The organism is Halanaerobium polyolivorans (assembly GCF_020711195.1).
Classification (GTDB): Bacteria; Bacillota; Halanaerobiia; order Halanaerobiales; family Halanaerobiaceae; genus Halanaerobium; species Halanaerobium polyolivorans.
This window is the reverse complement of the sequence record NZ_JAJFAT010000002.1, coordinates 126,710-147,681: the sequence shown is the minus strand read 5'-3', so window position 1 is coordinate 147,681 and position 20,972 is coordinate 126,710. Positions and strand designations below refer to the sequence as shown.

Annotated in this window: 23 protein-coding genes; all 23 read right to left on the bottom strand. The window is 33.9% G+C overall.

The window, feature by feature from the left end; translation table 11 throughout:
* Nucleotides 1–15: 15 nt before the first annotated feature.
* Nucleotides 16–564, bottom strand: a complete 549-nt coding sequence (locus tag LJ207_RS02325) for a BMC domain-containing protein (protein ID WP_229343721.1) — start codon at nucleotides 562–564, stop codon at nucleotides 16–18.
* Nucleotides 561–1,910 carry a 4Fe-4S dicluster domain-containing protein gene (locus LJ207_RS02320; RefSeq protein ID WP_229343719.1) on the bottom strand — a complete coding sequence of 450 codons (1,350 nt, stop codon included), beginning with the start codon at nucleotides 1,908–1,910 and terminating at the stop codon, nucleotides 561–563. Before LJ207_RS02320 ends, LJ207_RS02325 begins: the two co-directional genes overlap by 4 nt.
* Before the next feature lie 34 nt (nucleotides 1,911–1,944).
* Nucleotides 1,945–3,348: an aldehyde dehydrogenase family protein gene (locus LJ207_RS02315; RefSeq protein WP_229343717.1), complete on the bottom strand. Its 1,404-nt coding sequence runs from the start codon at nucleotides 3,346–3,348 to the stop codon at nucleotides 1,945–1,947.
* Between the two features lie 22 nt (nucleotides 3,349–3,370).
* Nucleotides 3,371–3,787 (bottom strand): GlcG/HbpS family heme-binding protein, encoded by a 417-nt coding sequence (locus tag LJ207_RS02310; protein ID WP_229343714.1) that lies wholly within the window; start codon nucleotides 3,785–3,787, stop codon nucleotides 3,371–3,373.
* Nucleotide 3,788: 1 nt separating this feature from the next.
* A complete protein-coding gene (locus LJ207_RS02305; protein WP_229343712.1) occupies nucleotides 3,789–4,355 on the bottom strand; it encodes a cob(I)yrinic acid a,c-diamide adenosyltransferase in 567 nt (188 codons plus the stop codon).
* Between the two features lie 12 nt (nucleotides 4,356–4,367).
* Nucleotides 4,368–4,643, bottom strand: coding sequence for a EutN/CcmL family microcompartment protein (locus tag LJ207_RS02300; RefSeq protein WP_229343710.1), 276 nt, complete (start codon nucleotides 4,641–4,643; stop codon nucleotides 4,368–4,370).
* Nucleotides 4,625–5,449 (bottom strand): flavoprotein, encoded by an 825-nt coding sequence (locus LJ207_RS02295; protein ID WP_229343708.1) that lies wholly within the window; start codon nucleotides 5,447–5,449, stop codon nucleotides 4,625–4,627. Before LJ207_RS02295 ends, LJ207_RS02300 begins: the two co-directional genes overlap by 19 nt.
* 20 nt (nucleotides 5,450–5,469) lie before the next feature.
* Complete coding sequence (gene eutJ, locus LJ207_RS02290) at nucleotides 5,470–6,297, bottom strand: ethanolamine utilization protein EutJ (RefSeq protein ID WP_229343706.1); 828 nt, start codon at nucleotides 6,295–6,297, stop codon at nucleotides 5,470–5,472.
* Between the two features lie 84 nt (nucleotides 6,298–6,381).
* On the bottom strand, nucleotides 6,382–6,687 hold the full coding sequence (locus tag LJ207_RS02285; RefSeq protein WP_229343704.1) for a BMC domain-containing protein: 306 nt from the start codon (nucleotides 6,685–6,687) through the stop codon (nucleotides 6,382–6,384).
* Between the two features lie 19 nt (nucleotides 6,688–6,706).
* Entirely contained in the window at nucleotides 6,707–7,264 is a 558-nt protein-coding gene (locus LJ207_RS12440) for a BMC domain-containing protein (protein ID WP_305038480.1), read from the bottom strand.
* A 33-nt stretch (nucleotides 7,265–7,297) separates the two neighbouring features.
* A complete protein-coding gene (locus LJ207_RS02275) occupies nucleotides 7,298–7,870 on the bottom strand; it encodes a glycerol dehydratase reactivase beta/small subunit family protein (protein WP_229343702.1) in 573 nt (190 codons plus the stop codon).
* On the bottom strand, nucleotides 7,863–9,704 hold the full coding sequence (locus tag LJ207_RS02270) for a diol dehydratase reactivase subunit alpha (protein WP_229343700.1): 1,842 nt from the start codon (nucleotides 9,702–9,704) through the stop codon (nucleotides 7,863–7,865). Before LJ207_RS02270 ends, LJ207_RS02275 begins: the two co-directional genes overlap by 8 nt.
* Nucleotides 9,705–9,728: 24 nt before the next feature.
* Entirely contained in the window at nucleotides 9,729–10,247 is a 519-nt protein-coding gene (locus LJ207_RS02265; protein ID WP_229343698.1) for a diol dehydratase small subunit, read from the bottom strand.
* 25 nt (nucleotides 10,248–10,272) lie between these two features.
* Nucleotides 10,273–10,932 carry a propanediol/glycerol family dehydratase medium subunit gene (locus tag LJ207_RS02260; RefSeq protein WP_229343696.1) on the bottom strand — a complete coding sequence of 220 codons (660 nt, stop codon included), beginning with the start codon at nucleotides 10,930–10,932 and terminating at the stop codon, nucleotides 10,273–10,275.
* Nucleotides 10,933–10,956: 24 nt separating this feature from the next.
* Nucleotides 10,957–12,627: a propanediol/glycerol family dehydratase large subunit gene (locus LJ207_RS02255; protein WP_229343694.1), complete on the bottom strand. Its 1,671-nt coding sequence runs from the start codon at nucleotides 12,625–12,627 to the stop codon at nucleotides 10,957–10,959.
* Between the two features lie 75 nt (nucleotides 12,628–12,702).
* Nucleotides 12,703–13,536 (bottom strand): propanediol utilization microcompartment protein PduB, encoded by an 834-nt coding sequence (pduB, locus tag LJ207_RS02250; RefSeq protein WP_229343692.1) that lies wholly within the window; start codon nucleotides 13,534–13,536, stop codon nucleotides 12,703–12,705.
* A gap of 27 nt (nucleotides 13,537–13,563) precedes the next feature.
* Nucleotides 13,564–13,833: a propanediol utilization microcompartment protein PduA gene (gene pduA / locus LJ207_RS02245; RefSeq protein WP_013405516.1), complete on the bottom strand. Its 270-nt coding sequence runs from the start codon at nucleotides 13,831–13,833 to the stop codon at nucleotides 13,564–13,566.
* Nucleotides 13,834–14,069: 236 nt separating this feature from the next.
* Nucleotides 14,070–15,683: a response regulator gene (locus LJ207_RS02240; protein WP_229343691.1), complete on the bottom strand. Its 1,614-nt coding sequence runs from the start codon at nucleotides 15,681–15,683 to the stop codon at nucleotides 14,070–14,072.
* Nucleotides 15,684–15,742: 59 nt separating this feature from the next.
* Nucleotides 15,743–16,966, bottom strand: a complete 1,224-nt coding sequence (locus tag LJ207_RS02235) for a sensor histidine kinase (protein WP_229343689.1) — start codon at nucleotides 16,964–16,966, stop codon at nucleotides 15,743–15,745.
* Between the two features lie 38 nt (nucleotides 16,967–17,004).
* Complete coding sequence (locus LJ207_RS02230) at nucleotides 17,005–18,126, bottom strand: CBS domain-containing protein (RefSeq protein ID WP_229343687.1); 1,122 nt, start codon at nucleotides 18,124–18,126, stop codon at nucleotides 17,005–17,007.
* A gap of 11 nt (nucleotides 18,127–18,137) precedes the next feature.
* Entirely contained in the window at nucleotides 18,138–18,914 is a 777-nt protein-coding gene (locus tag LJ207_RS02225; RefSeq protein ID WP_229343686.1) for an MBL fold metallo-hydrolase, read from the bottom strand.
* A gap of 42 nt (nucleotides 18,915–18,956) precedes the next feature.
* Complete coding sequence (locus tag LJ207_RS02220; RefSeq protein ID WP_229343684.1) at nucleotides 18,957–19,220, bottom strand: YkoF family thiamine/hydroxymethylpyrimidine-binding protein; 264 nt, start codon at nucleotides 19,218–19,220, stop codon at nucleotides 18,957–18,959.
* A 56-nt stretch (nucleotides 19,221–19,276) separates the two neighbouring features.
* Nucleotides 19,277–20,929 (bottom strand): glycoside hydrolase family 10-like protein, encoded by a 1,653-nt coding sequence (locus LJ207_RS02215; protein WP_229343682.1) that lies wholly within the window; start codon nucleotides 20,927–20,929, stop codon nucleotides 19,277–19,279.
* Nucleotides 20,930–20,972 lie beyond the last annotated feature (43 nt).

Sequence of the window (20,972 nt, the reverse complement as noted above, 5' to 3'; positions counted from 1 at the left end):
ATTTTCCCCTTAAAATTACAATAATGTTTTAAATACTTCTTCACTAGGTGAAGAAATAAATACTTTATTATAGAGCATTCCATTTTTACTGCTTGCAGCTACCGCAGCATCCAGAGAATTTTTCACTGCACTTACATCACCAGTAAAAGTAACATAACCTTTACCTCCAAGTCCGGTGCCTAATCTAACCTGAATTAAATTTACATCAGATGCTTTTGCTGCTGCATCTCCACCAATTATAGCACTTGGCATAGAAAAATACTCTAATACTCCAACTGCATTAACCTTTTCAATCTGTGTTGTACCATTAATAGCACTAATTAAAGAGTGATGAATACGAGAAATAATCATATCATCTACTAAAAATGGCCCACTCTGTTCTTTACCAGCTCTTAAAGAAGATTTTACAGCACTCACATCTCCTGCAATCAATACAGTATATTTTCCAGGACAATTTGGTTGAGCTAAAATAATCTCAACATCAGCAGCTTTTTTCATAACATCTGCTACTTTAATACCCTGACTTATTGAGTTAAACTCAAGCATTCCAATTGTATTAATCATGATACCACCTCTGCACTTCCACTTATAATGACTTCATTATCATTGGCTTTGATAACTTTACCACTGATACTTGAATGTATATTTGCCCCTAAAGAATCCTCTCTAATTTTCGCTATTTTTTCTCCTCTTTCCACTCTTTGGCCTTCACTAACAATCAATTCTGCTGGAGCACCAATATGTTGATTAAGAGGTATTTTAACTTTGTCAACCTCAATCTCTACTGGATCATATAATTCCTGATGGTTATATTTGCTTAAATTTAATCTAGCTATTTGTCTATCAGTAGGAATTTTTCTATATTCCTGCATAATATGAGGCTTATATTCTTCTATATCACTTTCATATTTTTCAGCAATTTTTTGCTTATAATAAACATTAACCAGTCTTGGAGATAATCCCATAGGACAGGCATATAATTCACAAATACCACACTCACAGCAAAGTTGTGCTGTTTTAAATATCTCAGTATTATCTTCTTTTTCATAAGCTAAAGCTCTCATAATACGATGAGGTTCTAGATTTTCATGACCAATTAAATAGCGAGGACAATATTCAGTACAAAATGTACACTGTATACAAGCAGCTTCTGCTTTGTTTTTTATATGTTCCATACTTTGTTGATTCATCTCAATTACAAACTGCTTTTTGGGTAAAATAATAATTGAACCTGCAGTTTTAGTAATAACTGCTTGATTTATTGCTTCTTCCTCAACTAAATTTTCTCCCATCATTGGTCCACCAATTATAACAGCATATTCATCTAGAGTACTTCCACCAGCAGCTTCAATACACTCATTGACAGAAGTTCCAATTGGAACTTTAACAACTCTGGGTTCATTTACTTCAGCTAATACTGAAACATATTTATCTGTTACTGCTTTATCTTCTCTTATTGCCCTATAAACATTATATAATGTTCCAACATTTGAAACTACTGCACCAACTTGAAGTGGTATTCCTCCTTCAGGAACAGTTCTGCCGGTAATTTCATAAACCATTACCTGTTCATCACCAGCTGGATAATAACTTTCCATTAGAAAAAAATCGATATCATAATTGTTTTCATCTCGAATCCTTTTTAAACAGGCCAGTTCTTCAGTATACTTCTTTTTAAGAGCAAAAACTACTTTATCTGCTCCAACAATTTTAGCAACTTCATTTACAGCTTCTAATATTTCAGCTGCAAAACTACGCATTAAAAATTTATCTGTCATTAATAAAGGTTCACATTCTGCTCCATTTATTATAAAATACTCTGCTTCAGCACCATATTTAACATGAGTAGGAAAACCGGCACCGCCGGCTCCTACCACTCCTGCTTCAGCAATTTTATCAATAAGGCTCATATTACTACCCCTCTCCGTCTAAACTTTTGCTGAATTATATTATGGAGAATCCATCTACTAAAATACATCTTCTTTTTCTGGTAAATGTTCTAGCAGAAGTAATTCCCTCACCAGTTGGTCCGGCGATAGTAAAGGAAGAGAATCCTTCTCCACCTGCTCCAAGACCAGCATAAGAAGGAGCATTTTTAACATAGATAGTAGTTCCAATTTTTTTAGCAAAAGCTGTTAAGTGATCTACATTCTTAGAATGAATTATCGCTGAATGACGATTTTTATTTTCAATTTTTACACCCATCTCCATTGCTTCTTCGAAATCCTTAGCTCTCACCAAAGGCATAACAGGCATAAGCTGTTCTTGGCGAACAAGAGGATGATCGATGTCTACATCAATTATAGCTAAGCGTACATCTTTGTTTTTTGGTTTTATTCCTGCACTTTCTAAAATATATGCAGCATCTTTACCAATATATTCTTTATTTACGGTTCCATCTTCATTAATCACTATGTTTACAATCGCTTCAGGATTATCCACTAATTGAGCATTTTCGGCTACCATACAGTCAATTAGTTGATCTGCAATTGAATCTAAAGCTACAACAACTTTTTCTGAAGTACATAACACATTATTATCTATACTAGCACCCTTAACTATATCGCTAGCTGCTTTAGCAAAATCTACTGTATCATCTACTAAACAAGGTGGATTTCCTGCCCCTGCACCAATTGCTTTTTTACCTGAACGTAAGGCAGCATTTACAACACCATGACCACCAGTAACAACCAACATAGATACTCTTTCATCCTTCATACAACTTTCTACAGTTTGTAATGTTGGTTCTTCTACTGCTGTCATTAAATTAGCGGGTCCACCTGCATTAATTATTGCCTTGTTTAATTGTTTCATCACATAAAGTGAAACTTTTTTTGCACTAGGATGAGGATTAAAGACAACACTATTACAGGATGCAATCATGCTTATTCCATTATTAATAACCGTTGGTCCGGGGTTAGTTGATGGAGTAATAGAACAGATAACTCCAAAAGGAGCTTCTTCTAAAATACTTAATCCATCTCTACCACTATAAGCTTCGGTTCTTAAATTTTCTGTACCTGGTGTTTTGTCAATTGCTAAATTATTTTTTATCACTTTATCTTCAGGACGTCCCATTCCTGTTTCTTCAACAGTCATTTTAGCGATTTTATCAACATGTTTTCTAATTTCTTCTCGCATAGCTTTAATTAGCTCTTCTCTTTCTTGAACTGAGAAATTAGCCTGTAGTTCTGTCTGAGCTTTTTCAGCAGCGGCTATTGCTTGGTTCATAGACTGAAAAACTCCATAATCACCTTCAGACTGAGACTTTCTTTCACAAACATTATCATCTAAAGCTTTAACAACTTCATCTATTATTTTAGCCAGTTCTTCTTTATTTATGTCCATTATCGAACCTCCTCATTAAATACTAATTGCTGGTATATCTATTATTAAAGAAATCTTCTCCGGCTTCAGCAACTGTGATATCTTCTTCTACTGATCCACCACTTACACCAATTGATCCAACAAGTTCTCCTTTAACATTAAGAGGAATGCCGCCTCCAAACAGAACTATATCATCACAAACTGTATCAATACCATAGAGCATTTCACCTGGTTGAGAAAGTTTGCCCAATTCATCAGACCTCATTTTTAAAGCATAAGCTGTATAAGCTTTAGCTTGAGAAATTTTTATACTTACTGGAAGGGCATTGTTCATCTTTTTAAAAACTATCAATCTACCATCATCACCCATTATTGAGATTATCATAGGAACATTAATCTCTTCTGCCTTATCAACACATTTTTGAGCAATTTTTTCTGCAATATCAAGAGTAATTTTCATATTAATTCTCCTCACTTTCTATAGCCTTTAAGACTTCCTTGGTAACTGCAGATACTAATTCCCTTTTATCTGCAGTCCGGCTTAAAATATAGATTAAATCAGATAACCTATTAACATATTTGTGAACTAACTCAGAGAAAGTAATATTGTTTTCTTCTTCAGCAGCTGCAATTCTTCTTTCAGCTCTGCGGCAAATAGTTCTTGATATATCTAAGTAGCTCCCCAGCTCACTTTGTCCTGGCACTGTGAAACCCTTAAAATTAAACTCAGCTTGATAGCAGTCAAGATTACTTTCTAAATAATCTAGATGACTTTGTTCTATTTTATTTTTAGCTTCTTTTTGCCTGGAAGCTAGCTCTCCAGCAAGAATAAATAAATCTTTTTGAACCTTATATATTATTTCTTTTATATCAGAATAGTCACATCTTACTCGAGCAAGACCTAGCCAGGAATTAAGTTCATCAATTACACCATATGCTTCTACCTGTGGGTCTGCTTTGGAAACTCTTTCACCACTATAAAGACTTGTTTTGCCTTTGTCACCTCTTTTGGTGGCAATAGATGACATATTAACCACCTCCTAAAAACTAGATTCATCTAGCTCTATTTCGTCAATTATACCAACAATTGCAAGGTCAATAGGACTACCTTCAAAATGGTTAGTTTTTCGGGCTCCACTACCACTGGCAACTAAAACTAGCTCACCAATACCGGCCCCAACACTATCTACTGCTATTAAACATTTTTCTTTTTTAAATTCCTCATAAAGAGGACATACTATCAGTAATTTAGTACCTACAAGACCCTGGTCTTTTTGGGTAGCAACAACATTACCAACTACTTTGGCTGAGAACATATTATCATTCCTTTGTTTTTTGCCACATCACGGGCATAGGGAGTAATTATTGCATCCTCTTTTACATATACTATTTCTATATCTTCAGCAAGGGGATTGATATCCCTATAAGTTAAAACCTTACTGTTGAGATAGATAGAATTACTATTATTAGTATCATTTCTATCTTTGCTTTCTACTTTATTTTCTGAACTTTTTTCAGCAGAAATTAGTTTTTCCTGTCTCAATATTTTTTTAACTTCTTGAGAAATAGATTCTGCATCAATTAACTGAATACCATAACTTTTAATTTTTTTAAGCTGTTTTTGATTTTCTTCTAATAAAGCTGGTGGGATTTTATCCATTCCTAATTCTGCCCAAACATCACTGCTCAAATCAGCAGCATTCTGAGCAGCTACAACAGGAATTCCAGCCATCAGAGCATGAAAAATCAAATCTATTAAAGTGGTATCAGCAAAATGAGCAGAAATCTTTGCTGCAGTATTCCTGGTTAAAACAGGCACAATAATTAGATCAGCATCTTCAAGACAGTCAAAAGAATTATCTTCTAAAAAATTGTCAACCCTTAGTTCTGAGGCGATATATTCATAATCAAGTACACTTTTAGCGCTCTGAGAAAACTTAAGCTGCCAATCAACAGAAAATTCCTTGTCAATTTTCTTCAACTCTGCTAAAGATTTCTCACAAGCAACCTTGCCACCAGTAAAAAGAGCGATTATATTCTTTTTTTGAGATATTTCATTATTAAGAGATTCTAAAACCTCTTTAACTAATCTAGTGATTAATTCTTCTGTTACTTCTACCATCTTCTTACCTCCATCCTCAACTATTCGCAATTCATGGCAATACCGAGGGGAGTTACCAATAAAGTTTGAGAAGGTTTTACAATTTTGAGACCAGTTCTATTTTTGAGTACATCTTCAATCCCATCAATAGCACTAGTTCCTCCAACAAGATAAACAGTTTCCGCTTTATAGCGACCTATATGGTTATTAATAATCGAGGCAATTTTTTCAATTACAGGTATAACCATCGGGAAAATCTCATCAGTGCGCTGAGGATCTCTTTTTATTTCTTCGGCTTTTTCTACACTAACACCAAGCCCACCAGCAATTACAAGATTTAAATGGATTCCACCTGTTGCTTCATCAGCAGTATAAACAACCTCTTTATTTTGCATAATTGAAATTCCGGTAGTTCCTCCACCGATATCTACAACTACACCTCTTTCTATTCCAAGTACAGCAGCAGCAGCTGAAGGCTCATCAACTACATTTTTAACCTTAAAACCTGCTCCCTGAACAACATTTTTGAAAGTATCAATATCCCTATCACCAGTTCCAGGTGGAACAGCTGTAGCAGCATATTCAATTTCTCTATTCAAGATTGATTCGAGCTCTGCTTTCATTTTTTTTACCATTCTAAGAGCTCCTATATAGTCTACAACAAGTCCATCTCTGACAACAGTGCCAGTTTGACTTGCAGCTAAAATAGGGTTATTGTCTTCATCCAAAAGTGTTAAAACTAGGTTTGCTGTACCAAGATCAACCCCAGCCTTTAATTTACCTTGATAGTCTAAACTTTCAGGTTTATCATCTATTAAACCTGCCAGATGATCTAGTGTCTTATTAGCCTTCTCAACATATTTATCCATACATACATTTCTCCTCCATCAGACAATATAAATAATTAATATTATCCCCCCTCCCGAAAGAAGGGGGATATTATATTTAATTTATTATAATTGTGATTCGTCTAGTTCTTCTTTAGCCATTTGTGGTAAAATCGCATCAACATCGGTATGAGGTCTTGGAATTACATGAACGGAGATTAATTCTCCTACTCTACCTGCAGCAGCTGCACCAGCATCTGTAGCAGCTTTTGTAGCTCCAACATCACCTTTTACCATAACGGTAATAAGACCTGAACCTATTTTTTCGTATCCTACTAAACTAACATTTGCTGCTTTAACCATTGCATCGGCAGCTTCAATTGCTCCAACAAAACCTTTTGTTTCAATTAAACCTAAAGCTTCACCACTCATTTGTCATTCCCCCTTATATTTATTCGTCATCACCTATGATCTCATCATAGTGTATACAATCTGTTCTTAAATCACCTTTTGTTCGAGGACAATTAGGATCTTCACAGATATTGCAAATTTCTTCATCTGCAGATTCTAATTCTTCCTCATCTTCACTTTCAGCTGTCTCATCCTCTTCATCAGAAGAAGGTTCGCCAGCTTCAGTTTCATCATCTGCTTCATCTTCTTTTTCAGAGATTTCTTCATTTATTTCTTCAACCGCGGATTCATCAGCTTCCTCTTTTTGATATCCAACTGTATCATCTGTGTATACCAATTTAGCATATATATCTTTAGCTGGTCTTGGTATTACATGGGCAGAATAAACCTTGCCCAGTTTTGAGGCAGCAGTTTTGGCAGCGTCAATAGCCGACTTTACTGCTCCTATATCACCAGATATTTTGATAACAATCATACCTCCACGGCTTATTTCATAACCAATAAGCTCAACATTGGCTGATTTTGCAGCTACATCTACTGCTTCATATGCAGGTAATAAACCACGGGTTTCAACCAAACCAATTGCAGTTCTGGACATATTCCCTCCTTCCTTTCAATCTCTATTCCATTTTTAATTGTTTTTTAGAGCTTCTATTACTAATTGAGTTATTTTTTCAACTTCTTCTGCATTAATTTTTTCTTCTTTCGCTTGATTAGATGCTTCATTACTTTCAATGGCTTTAGTTTTCTCAGTTGTTTTATTTTTTGCTGTATTTTTTGCTGTATTAGTTGTTTTATTTGTATTTGCTCTTTTTTGATCAGGAATAGAGTTTCTGCTGTATTCATCTTCTAAAGGAATATCTTTAATTGGAATACCTTTTACCAGACGAGCTGCATTAGAGCCCATAATCTTAGCCTGAAAGTCCTCATCAATTCTTTTTTCTATAAATGGTTGATCAATATCCAGTTTTTTATGCTGTATTATTATATTGTTTTGATCACCTATAGATATACCAACATTTAAGCGAGATTCATTTGCCGCATCATTGGCAAGTTTGTGAATATCACTATCCTCACTTATAAAGTATTGAAAAGGAATACCTTCTTCTTCCAAACCATAACATAGATTTCTGAAAAGGCTGTTTTTTTCATACTCTTTCTGTACTCCTATATTCACAGAAGGCTTTTGAGATTGATTACTCATCTATTACACTTCCCTCCGTTTCCAAATAGGAAAGAACCAAACCAGTTGCTACAGCATTTCGAGGTCCCATAACACCTCTTATATTACCACGACCTGCAACCACTCCATATTCTGAAAGACGGTTAGAAATCATAGTAGGTATTTCAAAATCAATTGCTGAGCCACCGACCATAACTACAAAATCAATATCTCTGATATTCCCAGTTGGAATAATTCGTTTTAATGCTCTAATTGAATTCCGAACAAAAACATCATTTTTAGCATCTCTTCTCACCTGGCGTATCTTATCAAGAGAATGATCTGTAGGTATTGGAATTTTATCGTTATCACTAAGGATTATAACTCTTCCGAAAAGCTTAGGTGCAAGAGGCTCATCAAAAAAGTTAACACTCCCATCCTCATGCCTGATATGAAATACGCTTTCAACCTTTGCTAGAGGGTTTTTCTTAATTAATTCTGCAAGTTTAATATCTCCCAAACCTAGCTCAGTATTTATTAATAATGATGTCATATCACCGGCACCAGCAAGATGAGTAGTATAAATAGTATCTTTAGTGGTAACCATTGCTGCATCAGTTGAGCCACCACCCATATCCAGGATAACGAATGGTTTATCTGTACCTGGTGTTGTTAAAGCTCCTAAGATTGCCATATTAGCTTCAACACCAGCTATTTCTACCTTAACATTTGTTTCTTCTTCAAGTTTATCTGCTATTTTACGCATTGGGAGCTGACTTGTTTTAACCATTGCAGCCAGTCCAACAGCATTTTCCATAGCATATTCTTCAGCCAATCCACCCTTGACTTCTTTGGGAACAAAGGTATTAACAGCTAATATATCCTTTATTCTAATATCTTGAAGTGGTTGATCAGTAACTTTGCTCATGGTAGCTTTAACTCTATCCAACATACCACCAACATTAGTTCCTGGTTGACCTTGAACATCTTCTATGGGATGTATTTTTTCTAGAGAATCCATGATCTCATCGGCACCTGAATCTATACCAATTTCTGATTTTCCTCGATCACCAATTATTACTATTTCTCCAGCTGGAATTTTCCGTTCTTCAATATCCCCTTCTGGGGTCCTAATAACCACTGCAGATCTGTTACCAATCAGAGATCTTGCTACTGGAAAAATATGTTTGGTGTCTTCAGAATCAAGCTCAAAGATCGTAGCTATACCATAGGGATTCGAAAGTTTATCAATTGTTCCTCCCGGTCTTGCAACCTCTACAGCAGCTTTTTTAGCAAGTGGAATCCGATCAATATATTTAACCTCATCAATCACAGGGATTGTCTCATCAAGACGATTAACAATTAAAACTGCATCATCTTTTTGAGCAACTGCACCATTTACATTAACCCCTCTTTCCTTTGCCTGGTTAATGATATTTGCAGCATCAGCAAAATCAACTGATCCTGGAATGATAAGTATAACATCTTCACCTGCCTTGCAGTCATCAATATCATTGATAAGTGTTGTTACCCCAACACCCAAGCCAATTCCACCTGGTGTCCAGGGGTCATGACCAATCATAGTTGATTCTGTAATTACAGTTTCAGTTATAGTTTCCATTGCTAGATCTCCAATAACTGGTGTAGCTTCATTTAACCTAATTAGGGCAAGATCATCATATCCCAGATCAACCTTATTTAAAGCAGAGTTTAAAGAATTAAGAATACCTTCTATGTTATCAATGGTGCCCTTTAAACCAGTTGTTTTATATATCCCATCTGAAATAAAGTCAATATTCTCTTTTTCTTTATCCACTTTTCCGATAGCAACTTCTGTAGTAGAGTTGCCAATATCGACCCCTACAATATATTCCATACTCCCACCTACCTATTAGACTCTTTATCTATCACCTTTTAGTCTGTTTCTCTTCTCATAAACATCTGCTGCTTCACGAATCAATTCAGCATTAATTACTGCATCATATTTATTTTCTAATTCATTAGCAATATCTAAAAGTTCCTGCTTGGTTGAACGATAAGGACGAAGTTGATTATAGATTTCAAGAATTCTATCATCATCAACCCTAGTTAATTCAGCAGCTCTTTCTAGATTTTTTGCAAACTGTTCTCTATCAACAGATCTTGCGATTTCAGCTTGATGGTTTAATGTTTCAGCTGTGATTTTAAGTTCTGAACCATCAGTTTTTCCAGAAATAATATCTTCAAACTTAATATCATCAAGTGATTTTCCTGAAGGAGTTTTTACTAAGTCTTTTCTTTTTTCTCCGAGAGGATAATCTTTATCTGTTAAACCATTACCTCCAGTATTTTTCTTTGGGCTTTTTGAGGATCCACTTTGACCTTCATCAAGATTGCTAAGCACATTGCGTACAATAGATTCAACTAACTCTTTATCCATTACATACACCTCCTGGTATTTTAGATTATTTACCGAATGTTACCTCAACATCTACAATTTTTTTGTTCTGGTCAAGGTATTGAACTTCTTTGTTATATAGTACTGCAGCTATTGCCTGATATTTAGGTCTAGCCATCTGATCATTACGAGTAGGTACTGGATCAGGGTTTTCACCTTTTGCATATCTAGCAGCATTTTTACCAATTTGTCTGAATGTTTCTAAATCAATAAGTGGAGCTTGAGGGAATAACTCTAAGTTAGAGAGTGGGTTTAAATCTTTCTGGTGAATTAAAATAGTACCTTTAGATTGTAAACCGATTCCTATACCTGAACCACTTAGTTGGGCAGCTTTATGTCCCATAAAACCAACATCTGCAGTTACATAATTTTTAACGACCCGAGCTTTAATACCTTCTTCTTCTATACCAGCCATAACTTCCCTTAAAACATCTGCATGATCTTGTTCGGTCATGGTTTTAGATAATTCTTTGCCAAAAGCTGGTGGTAATCCAATAACTACTTCATCACTACTTTTACCTTCTTCAGCCAATCCTAATTCTTTCATAGTCATATTCCCAGATCCAGCAGTGGAAGTACTAGTTGAAGCAGAGTTTCCACCTTCCTTTGTCATACCTGATACAACATCAACAACGATCTGGCGAATAGCATCTTCATTTAATTGCATTGTTACACCTCCCGATTAATTTATTTATTCTCCAATATTTGCAGGGTCTTTAGCAAGTCTAGTATTTTTAAGTTTTTCCCAGAGCTCATCAGAAATTCTGTAACCAGTTCCAGGACCAGCATAATCGTTTTTATCATTAACAGCACTAATACAATGGAAGTTCTCATCAAAGATTGCTGATGTATGGAGATAATCTCCAGCAATTCTCTGTTTTAAGAGATTAAAGAAGTTTTCTGCTACATCTTCGAAACCATGTTTAGCAAGTGCCTGTACGATCTGAACACCGGTGGTTCCTCTATTGAGCATATCTTCTATACCTCTGAAATCTCCTCTTACATCACGATCAGGCATATCTTTACTACCGTGAGCATAAGTAGCAGCTTCTACTTCTTCATCGGTAATATCTGGCATACTAAGCTCTTTAAATACAGCTTGTAATGCTCTTACACCTTTGTTTCTAACCTTAATAACTTCTTCTTCATCTACAGGAACTAATCCACCATTAACTTTTAAGTCACGCTGTAGGGTTAAGAAGTCATCATAGTCATCAACATCATGAGTGGAGCCAGCAAACATGTTATCATAGTTAGGCACAGCACTGTAACCAGAGAAGATAAAGTCAGTACCTGGTAAAAACTGCATTAACATTCTAGCAGTTCTTCTAGTTCTTGAATGAGTAAATGTCTGGTCATTACCTGATGCACACTCTAGATCAAGTAACATAGCAATTAAGTTTTCAGCTAAGATTGCTCTAACACCAGATGGAACTGCTCCAGGAACACCTATACAACTAATTGAACCATTCTGTATACCCTGAACTCCTGCACCTTTGGTCATATATAAGCAGCGAGCTTCTAGATAAAGCATTGATTTACCATCGGCAAAACCCATCTCTGCTTCAGAACCGGTACCAGAAGTATATCTCATTTTTAAACCACGGGAAGCATAAGCTGAAGCTAAGAAACTCTTAGACCATGGAGTATCATCACCATCAACAAATACCTGTTCTGTACCATATACAGATACAGTTTCAGCATAAGCTGTAAATCCGCGCATACCCATTTCTAATTCCATAGCTTCCTCAACAGCACACTGAGTTAAAACTCCACCACGGCCGGTTTGTGAACCTACCATGATTGAAATAGCATTTGAAGGTGCATATCTTACTATACCTACTGTAGTTTCCATTTCATCAAAACCACGTAGAGCAGCTTCTGCTGCATCTGCAGCTAATAATGCTGGGTGATCTTTAACATTAGTAACATGACACTGGTTAGAAGGAGTTTTTCTAGCTCTCATCTTCTGAACAGCCATCATCATTTCTACAACATTCATATGACCAACCACTTCAACAACTTTAGCAGGGGTCATACCTAAACCAAATCTCTTAACCTCATCTCTACAAACATTTAAATCTACTATTTTTTTAGCAAGTTCTTTTGAATCATGAGCCATAACTTCTTCAACAATATTTAAATCAAGAGTATGATCAGCAATAAAAGAGTCTAACATATCAAAATCTTCTCTTCTCTTACCATCTAACTCAACTATTTTACCATTTTCTACTGTAACACTTGGTTTTGGATCATCTGGACCTTCCATAGCCACAAGACCAGCTTCGGGCCATTCTCTAATAAATCCGTCATTACTAATTGGCCTTTTTTCTAGTTCTAAAAATCGCTTGGACCTTTTCACATTTTTCCCTCCTTAGTTCGTTTTGCAATATTTCTATTGACAAGACAACTACCTTTATTGTATTTTTTGTTAGATTTAAATATATGGAGTTGTAACTGATTCAGGTTTGTCACCTAGGCTACCAAGAAGTTTTAATCCTACTTCACGAGCAGCAACTACTGCCTGACGTACAGCACCAGAGTCTCCACTGAAGAATAAAATAGACTCATTAGTTAAGCTAGTACCATCAGCAGGGCTTGCATAACCAACTACATCTATTGTAGCAGCTTTTACAGCAACATCAGCCATAATTACCCCAATACCAGCAGGTGCACCAACAGAAATACCAAATGCTTTACCTTCAGGAGCGCCAAAAGCTTCATTTAAAGCTTTGCTTGCTCTTGCTGAATACTGGAATTCAAGGTGACCAGCATCATTAGCATAAACATCACCAAAGGTACGTTCTAGATCATCTAAAGCAACCTGTACTGCTCTTCTTGCATCAGAAACTTCTTCAGCACCAAAGATAATTAAAGAACCATGACCGGCTCCACCTTTAGTATCTCTAGGAAGCTCAATTTTTACTATTTCTGTATTTGAAGCTTTAACTGCTTCATCTGCAGCATATATTTGTGGACCTGCTCCAGTCCTTGCGCTAAATATACCAATTGAACGATATTTCTTATCAATACCCATCATTTCTCTTAATTTTGGATCTACATTTGCGATTACAAGACCAATTGTATCACCAATAGTTGTTCCTATAAATTCAGTTACTTCATTAGCCAGATTCAATTTAGCTTCACCACCTTTTTTGTTTTCGCTTTTTTCTACAACATTTTCAGTGTTTTCAGTTTCGTTTGAAGATTCTGCCTCTTTAATCCTGTTCATAACTTCATTAACTAAATCATTAATTTTCTGCTCTTCCATATCGATTAACCCTCCTCTCCATTAGAATTACGGAAGAAGTTTATTAACATCTTCGTGTGGTCTTGGTATTACATGTACTGAAACAACCTCTCCCACTTTTCTTCCGGCAGCTGCTCCGGCATCAGTAGCAGCTTTTGTAGCTCCTACATCCCCCCTTACCATAACTGTGACCAAACCTGAACCGATTTTTTCATAACCAACCAGTTCAACATTTGCAGACTTAACCATAGCATCAGCAGCTTCTATAGCACCAACAAGTCCAATCGTTTCCACCAGGCCTAATGCTTCTCTAGCCATTTATTCCCCTCCTTTCAAAACATAGTTAAATAAATTTTCGGTGCCCCTATCTATTATTATTAACAAAAAAGTTCTGATTTCCTTGTCAAAAAACAGTTATCTTATAAGAATTATTTGCTCTATTCCTTATTTTTTTTATTTTCTAAATATTAGATAATAATATATCGTCAATATTAGCAATTTATTGTTTTTTGCTATTAAAAATTTGTTTTTTTGAGCCATCTCAGTGAATAATGTCAATTTCTGTATTCTGATGGTGAAACTCCTTCATACTTTTTAAAAACTTTGGAAAAATAACTGGGATCATTATAACCAATTTCTTTTGCTATTATAGCAATATTTACATTTTTATTATCCAACCTCCTTTTTGCCTCTTCTATTCTTAATTTGGTTAAATAGCTTTTAAAAGTACAGCCCATTTCTTTTTTGAAAATCCTGCTAAAATAATGGGTGCTTAAGCTGGCAGCTTCTGCAGCTTCACTTAATGTAATATCTTCAGTATAATTAGATTGTACATATTTAACACCATTGTAAATAATTTTTTCTTTAAAGTCGGCTCCAAAATCATCAATTTTTTCCGAAAGTTTGATTAATACAGTATTAAGCCAATTTTTCATCTGCTCTTGATTATTTATTTTAAATAATTCTTGAGTAAATTTATAATTTAAAGGAGATATATCTTTAAAATTAGCCCCAGTTTCAACTGCTGATCTAGAAAGTACTCCTAATAATTCTGTCATTCTTGATTTTACAAGTATTGAATTAAAACTTTCATCTATCTGCCAACTATCAAAAAGTGTATCAACTAATTCTTTAAAATGATTAACTTTCCTTGATTTAAATTTTTCTACCAAACGACTCTCTATATCATAAGGATAAGCTATTTCATGAAAATCTCTATTTTTAATATCTTCCCAGTGCACAGCAGAACCTTCAGAATGCAATAAAGAGTTTCTAATCGCACCAAGTGCCTCGTGATAAGATCTATCAACCAGACGGGGATCATCATAATAACTACCGATACCTATAGTTATAGTAAATTCAGTCTTGTTTTTGACTTCCTGACTAATTTCTTCAGCAACTTTTTTTAACCACTTTTTGATCTTTTTATTTTTATACATTTCCTCACCAAAATAAAGGATTATTATTTTATCACTTGACATTGGTACTACCATTAAAGAATTATATTTATTTTCGAAATTTTTAATTACACTAAAAACTTCTTTTTTATGAATCTGCCTTTTTAATTCATCTTCATTAATTGTTGAGCTAGCAAATTGGTCAATATCTGCAATCATAACCGCAGAAGGCAATTCTTCTATATCAAAAAATTCAGTCCTACTTTTTATTTCTTCAATTGTATCAATATTTAAAAAGACAAGATCAAAAACAAATGACATTTTTATATAGGGCATAACCATATTTAATTTTTCTCTCATTTCTTTTCTTATTTTCTCATCTTTTTTAGAACTTTGAATTTTATCGATTAATTTATTAACTAATTCTCGAACTTTTTGTGGTTTAACCGGCTTTAATAGATATTCTTCTATCCCTAAAGATAGAGCCTCCTGCACATATTCAAATTCATCATAGGCAGTTAAAATTACAAATCTGGTATGTTCTAAATCTTTTTTAATTGCTTTAATTGCTTTTAAACCATTCATTCCAGGCATTCTAACGTCCATGAAAATAATATCCGGTTTTTTCTCTTTAGCTAATCTCACAACTTCTTTGCCATCAGCAGCTTCTCCAACTATCTCTATATCATCAATACCACTTTTTTCGCCAAGAATTATAGAAAGGGCCTTCCTTTCTAAGTATTCATCATCTGCAACAATTATCTTATACAATTGCTACCCTCCAATCTCTTCTCTATATATTTAAATAACATTTATTTATTATATTTATATCAATCTCTTGGTAGATTAATTTTAACCTCGGTTCCATTATTTATTTCACTATTGATTTCTAAACCATATTCTTCACCAAAATAATGTTTTAATCTTTGATGAACATTGTTGATGCCAATTCCAGTTATATGACTTGTAATTTTATCTTTGTTTTTAGTTCTGGAATCTAAAAGGTCTTCAGAAAAATTCTTTTTCATTCCTAAACCATTATCAATTACAGAAATACTGATCATCTTTTCATTTTTTTCAGCTTTAATTTCAACTCGTCCAGTTGCCTTTTCTTTAAATCCATGGATAATTGAATTTTCCAGTAAAGGCTGAATGGTTAACAAAGGAATATTGATATCCATAAACTCTTCTTCAATATCAATTACAAAGTCAAATTTATCCTTGTATCTTTTCTGTTGAATTGTTATATAGTCTTTAACACAGTTTAATTCCTCTTCTAATTTAACAACTTCTTCTACATTCCTTAAACTATATCTAAGTAAATCTGATAAGGCATAAACCATATCCTCTGTTTCAGAAGCTCCCTCTATCAGAGAAAGTCGGGCAATAGAGTTTAGAACATTGAAAAGAAAATGCGGATTAACCTGTGACTGTAAAATTTGTAACTTTTTTGTTCTCAAATGTTCTTCTAACTGTCTTCTAGATCTAGATTCTTCTAATAATTCCTGCTGATAAATATTTGCTAAGCCCATCTCAGCAATATAGTTAGCTGTTATTGAAAGAAACTCTGTGGCAGCTACTATCCTGCTTTTAGGCAGCACTTCAATATCATTGAATTTCCTTTTAATTGTATCAAAGTCGATATCAATATCTTTGGTTCTCTCTTTAACCCGTGCTAAAGTTTTTTCACGCCCATCTTCTTCTAGAATTATCTGCCCACATAAAATAGTCCCAATAAAACGATTTTCTAAAATTATTGGAGCAGCCATATCTATTAAGCCAGATTCACAAACATATGGAGCAGACTTACCCTCTTCTTTTGCTCTAATCCCTCCCTGTGAATCAGAAAGAGTACATTTTTGAAAACCTTTTTCACAATAACGAATTGTTTTGCAAAAAGAAGTAAACCTACTGCAGTTAGTAACTGGGATTCCATCCCTATCAACTATTACAGCTGCTAAACCGGTAGCTTCTGCAAATTTATCCTGAATACTCTGTAATACATCTATATTTATTACTTCACTTAAATCATAATCGTATCTTATTTTAATCATCCTCCTAAAATCCATTTACAATTGGCAATATCTATGATTCAATCATCATTGTTCCTTTTAATATTTTCTAACTGCTGAACTCTAATCCCTGTCATAACATCAGAGCGAGTTATTATACCTTTAAGTTCTTCACCTTCCATTACTAAAAGTCTACCTATATCTTCCTGAAAAAGAAGTTTAAAAGCTTCATATAATTCATCCTCTGCCTTTACACTGTGGATCTCTTTTGTCATTATGGCCTGCACAGGAGTATTACTGTATTCTTCTTTAGGAATTTTTCTGGCATCCTCCATTGTGACCATTCCAATGATTTTACCATCTCTTTCAACTGGAAAACCAGAATGTTTATAATCAAACATTTTTTCTATCAGCTGATGAACACTAATTTTTCCTTCTACAGTTTTGACATCTTTGGTCATTAAATCTTTAACCCTCAGATTGGAAAGAGCCGATTTAATATTGCTGTATTTATGTTCCTGCATAGCACCAAAATAAATAAACAAAGCAATTAGAACTAATAATAGGTTACCGCTCATTAAACCAAAAATACCAAAAGCTACCGCAAAAATTTTCCCAACCCTAGATGCAATTTCAGTAGCTTCTGCAAGAGAATGTTTTTTAGCTATAACAGCTCTTAATATTCTGCCTCCATCGGTTGGAAAAGCAGGCAGTAAATTAAATAAAGCTAATATTATATTTAACTGTCCTGTATAAAGAATAATTAAGCGAATATCTTCTAGTAAAAAATCTGGAGCTAAATTTGCAGCTGGTACCAAAATCAAACCAATTACCAAACTCAATAGTGGCCCACTGGCAGAAATTACAATTTCATCATTTGGGTTATCAGAAAAATCCTCTATATTAGCCATCCCACCAAATAAAACCAGGGTAATATCGTTTGTTTTAACTCCTTTACTTCTTGCAGTAAGAGAATGAGCCAGCTCATGGGCTAAAACACTCATAAAAAGTAAGGTAGCCATTATTGCTCCAAGTATATAGGGATTTAAAAGTAATTCTCCTCTTGCTATATCTGTCTGCTCTGTTAAATAGATAAAATTACTGCCAAAAGCCCAGACAAAAAAGGGAAGAATGATTAATAAACTTAAATGTAATTTGATAGGTATACCAAATAATTCACCTAAATCAAAAGTTATATTCATAAAATCTCCTCCTATATACTGTCACCAACCCCGGCAAATTTAATTTTATCTCCTAATCTTTCTTTTAAAAAATAGGAAGCTTTTTTACCACTGCAGTGAAGAGGATAAATTGAATTGATATTTATAGTTTGAAAATAATTTGCAATATTTTGTAATTTTTCATCATCAGCATTTTTTAGATGCATGCCTCCAATTATTTTGTCTATTTTATTTTCTCCACTCTTCTTTATTATTTCTTCAACAATATTAATAATTCCTTTATGACTACAGCCTAAAATAATTACTAATCCTTGTTCACTTTGAACAAAGAGGCTGATATCATCATTAAATTTATCTACTCCTAGTTTACCTTTAACTTTTTGCTGATATTTATTGTTTAAATAATCTTTTGCAGCTTTGATCTCACCAGTAAGAAAAAGGTTTTTTGCTATTTCTCTATCACTTTTAATTTTATGCAGATTTTTTATTTCTGGACCTTGATATGATACAGGTACTAATCTTTGCCTTTTTTTAGAAAATCTCTCTATTTTAAAGTCTGGATGAGCATAAACATCTAAATCTTCATTTAATTCTAAGAGTCTCTGAACTCCTCCTGTGTGATCATAATGGCCATGACTCAAGATCAAAGCATCAAGTTCAGTTAAATCAATATCTAATTGTTCAGCATTATGCTCTAAAACAAGTCCCTGTCCACTATCAAAAAGATAATTTTCACTATTAAATTCAATGTATAATGAAAGACCATGTTCGGCCAATAGATCTTTTTCATAAACAGTATTTTCTACCAAAATAGTAATTTTAGGATAAGCAGAGATAATAATAGCCCCCCTTTAAATTTCACACCCACAGCTGTTTGAAATATTACAGCTCATGGCAAATTTAAAATTTTTAGCTGTCATAAAATCTGTTATTTGGGCCAGCAGAGCATAAATCTGCTCACTTTCTCCAAATATAGTAGTCGAAATCGCATCACTTTTACTCTGCAGTTCTGAATTTTCAATTAAATTAATAACCTCTTTTACTTCCTCATTAACATTTTCTGTATAAAGAGGATAAAAAGATATCTGACAAGATATTATTACTACTTTACTCATATTATAACACCTTCCTCTAATATTCCAAAGCTCTAATGACAAAAAACTACAAAAAATTAATAAAAAGTTAAAATATCATTGAGATAATTAAAGTCATTAATTAAAATATCTCTAATTTGAGCATTTAGTTCTATAGAATTTTCATCTAAAAAATATGACAAATTTGTTTTATTATTATCATTATTTTTAAATTCTAAACTTTCATTTAGATAATTCTCTATAACTTTTTTGTCAGCTTCTTTTAATAAAGCTGTCTCTTCCATCATTTCTAATCTAGTAATTATATTATTATAAATAGTTTTTAAAGCTTTATTTTTATCATTGTCTGCAAGCAGGGCTCTATTTCTAAATAAGCCTTGAGCTAAGATCTCAAAATCATTTTCCTTAAGATGAGCTGCTGCAAAAAGTGACAAACCATTTGGGTTTAAGCTATTAATTTCCTCTATTTGTCTTAAGAGCTGTCTTTCAGTTAACATAAATACAGCTATCCCTGGATAAATAGGCTCAGTCAATCTTTTTCTATCATTTTTAATCCATCTTTCTAATTCAGAGAACATATTTTCTGTATAAGTCATCGGCAGCACAAAATCTAAATATCCTTTTTCCAGCCACAAACCCCAATTTTGCATTGAGCGGTATCTAGCTTCTTCAAGCCCTGGCAACACATCTGCCGACAATTTCAAATCTGGATCTTTTTCTCTTAAAAGTTGTGCTGTTTCTTTAACCATTTCTGTGATCAAATTTTCTCGAAATCTATTCCATTTAGATTCTGCTTCACTATCATCTTCAATAGCAAAAGGATTGATCCCTGTTTCTCGAATAAATAATTCTACATTTTTTTGATCATAACCAAAGCTGCCGTGAAATTCATCGGGATAACGAATATAATCTAAATTAATACCATCTAGATCATAGTGCTCAACCAAATAAAGATATCTCTGCTGAAGATATTGCTTTACATCTTCTCTTGCAGGACTAAGCCAGCTTGTATTGTGATAAGTTATGAAATCTCCTGCTTTATTTTTATTTGCCCACTCTGGATTTTTCTGGAGTATAGGCCCTGCTTCTCCCGCAGTATTTTCATTAAAAACCCAAACCCAACCGTGAACTTCAAGCTCTCTTAGTTGAGCTTCTTCAATCAGAACTTTTAGAGGATCTTCATCCCAATCCTTAAATCTTTCATCCTGCTCTATAAGCTCATTATCAGGAACAATAGACTGGCCCTTAAAATAAATTTCAGGGAAAATTACATTAAAATTAGCCATAGCGGCTAAATCAAGTAATTCTTGAACACCTTCTCTGTTTGCTGCCTGAGCTAGTGTTCTGCTGTCAAGCCAAAAAGCTCTTAACTGTACCTCTTTTGATTCAACTGCTGATAAAGCCAATTGATCTGCCTGAGCAACAACTTTATCTTTAAATTTTCTTAAATCTGTATCATTTTTTTGCTGATAAGCTTTTATCATTAATTGATAGTTTTCTTCAAGCTCAGCCTGGATATCTGCAGTTAACTCTTTATCAATTAAAATAAAATTCTTTTCTGCCTGTTCAAGCCTATTTTCTGCTTCTCTGATTGCTCTTTCAGCTCTTCTAACTTCTAACAAAATTGGCCTATAATCATCAGTTTTAAAATAAGCAGCAGTTGTTAAAGTGAAAGATATAATTATTGTAATTAAAAATAAAATACTAAGCTTAAAATTAAAATTTTTCATCATAATCTCCTTTATAATAAATATAGAATCCAAAAATAATCTA

Bases quoted from the DNA above. Each gene is read 5' to 3' on its own strand.
- LJ207_RS02325 (WP_229343721.1), bottom strand. From the start codon at position 564: ATGATTAATACAATTGGAATGCTTGAGTTTAACTCAATAAGTCAGGGT.
- LJ207_RS02320 (WP_229343719.1), bottom strand. From the start codon at position 1,910: ATGAGCCTTATTGATAAAATTGCTGAAGCAGGAGTGGTAGGAGCCGGC.
- LJ207_RS02315 (WP_229343717.1), bottom strand. From the start codon at position 3,348: ATGGACATAAATAAAGAAGAACTGGCTAAAATAATAGATGAAGTTGTT.
- LJ207_RS02310 (WP_229343714.1), bottom strand. From the start codon at position 3,787: ATGAAAATTACTCTTGATATTGCAGAAAAAATTGCTCAAAAATGTGTT.
- LJ207_RS02305 (WP_229343712.1), bottom strand. From the start codon at position 4,355: ATGTCATCTATTGCCACCAAAAGAGGTGACAAAGGCAAAACAAGTCTT.
- LJ207_RS02300 (WP_229343710.1), bottom strand. From the start codon at position 4,643: ATGTTCTCAGCCAAAGTAGTTGGTAATGTTGTTGCTACCCAAAAAGAC.
- LJ207_RS02295 (WP_229343708.1), bottom strand. From the start codon at position 5,449: ATGGTAGAAGTAACAGAAGAATTAATCACTAGATTAGTTAAAGAGGTT.
- eutJ (WP_229343706.1), bottom strand. From the start codon at position 6,297: ATGGATAAATATGTTGAGAAGGCTAATAAGACACTAGATCATCTGGCA.
- LJ207_RS02285 (WP_229343704.1), bottom strand. From the start codon at position 6,687: ATGAGTGGTGAAGCTTTAGGTTTAATTGAAACAAAAGGTTTTGTTGGA.
- LJ207_RS12440 (WP_305038480.1), bottom strand. From the start codon at position 7,264: ATGTCCAGAACTGCAATTGGTTTGGTTGAAACCCGTGGTTTATTACCT.
- LJ207_RS02275 (WP_229343702.1), bottom strand. From the start codon at position 7,870: ATGAGTAATCAATCTCAAAAGCCTTCTGTGAATATAGGAGTACAGAAA.
- LJ207_RS02270 (WP_229343700.1), bottom strand. From the start codon at position 9,704: ATGGAATATATTGTAGGGGTCGATATTGGCAACTCTACTACAGAAGTT.
- LJ207_RS02265 (WP_229343698.1), bottom strand. From the start codon at position 10,247: ATGGATAAAGAGTTAGTTGAATCTATTGTACGCAATGTGCTTAGCAAT.
- LJ207_RS02260 (WP_229343696.1), bottom strand. From the start codon at position 10,932: ATGCAATTAAATGAAGATGCTATTCGCCAGATCGTTGTTGATGTTGTA.
- pduB (WP_229343692.1), bottom strand. From the start codon at position 13,536: ATGGAAGAGCAGAAAATTAATGATTTAGTTAATGAAGTTATGAACAGG.
- pduA (WP_013405516.1), bottom strand. From the start codon at position 13,833: ATGGCTAGAGAAGCATTAGGCCTGGTGGAAACGATTGGACTTGTTGGT.
- LJ207_RS02235 (WP_229343689.1), bottom strand. From the start codon at position 16,966: ATGATTAAAATAAGATACGATTATGATTTAAGTGAAGTAATAAATATA.
- LJ207_RS02230 (WP_229343687.1), bottom strand. From the start codon at position 18,126: ATGAATATAACTTTTGATTTAGGTGAATTATTTGGTATACCTATCAAA.
- LJ207_RS02220 (WP_229343684.1), bottom strand. From the start codon at position 19,220: ATGAGTAAAGTAGTAATAATATCTTGTCAGATATCTTTTTATCCTCTT.
- LJ207_RS02215 (WP_229343682.1), bottom strand. From the start codon at position 20,929: ATGAAAAATTTTAATTTTAAGCTTAGTATTTTATTTTTAATTACAATA.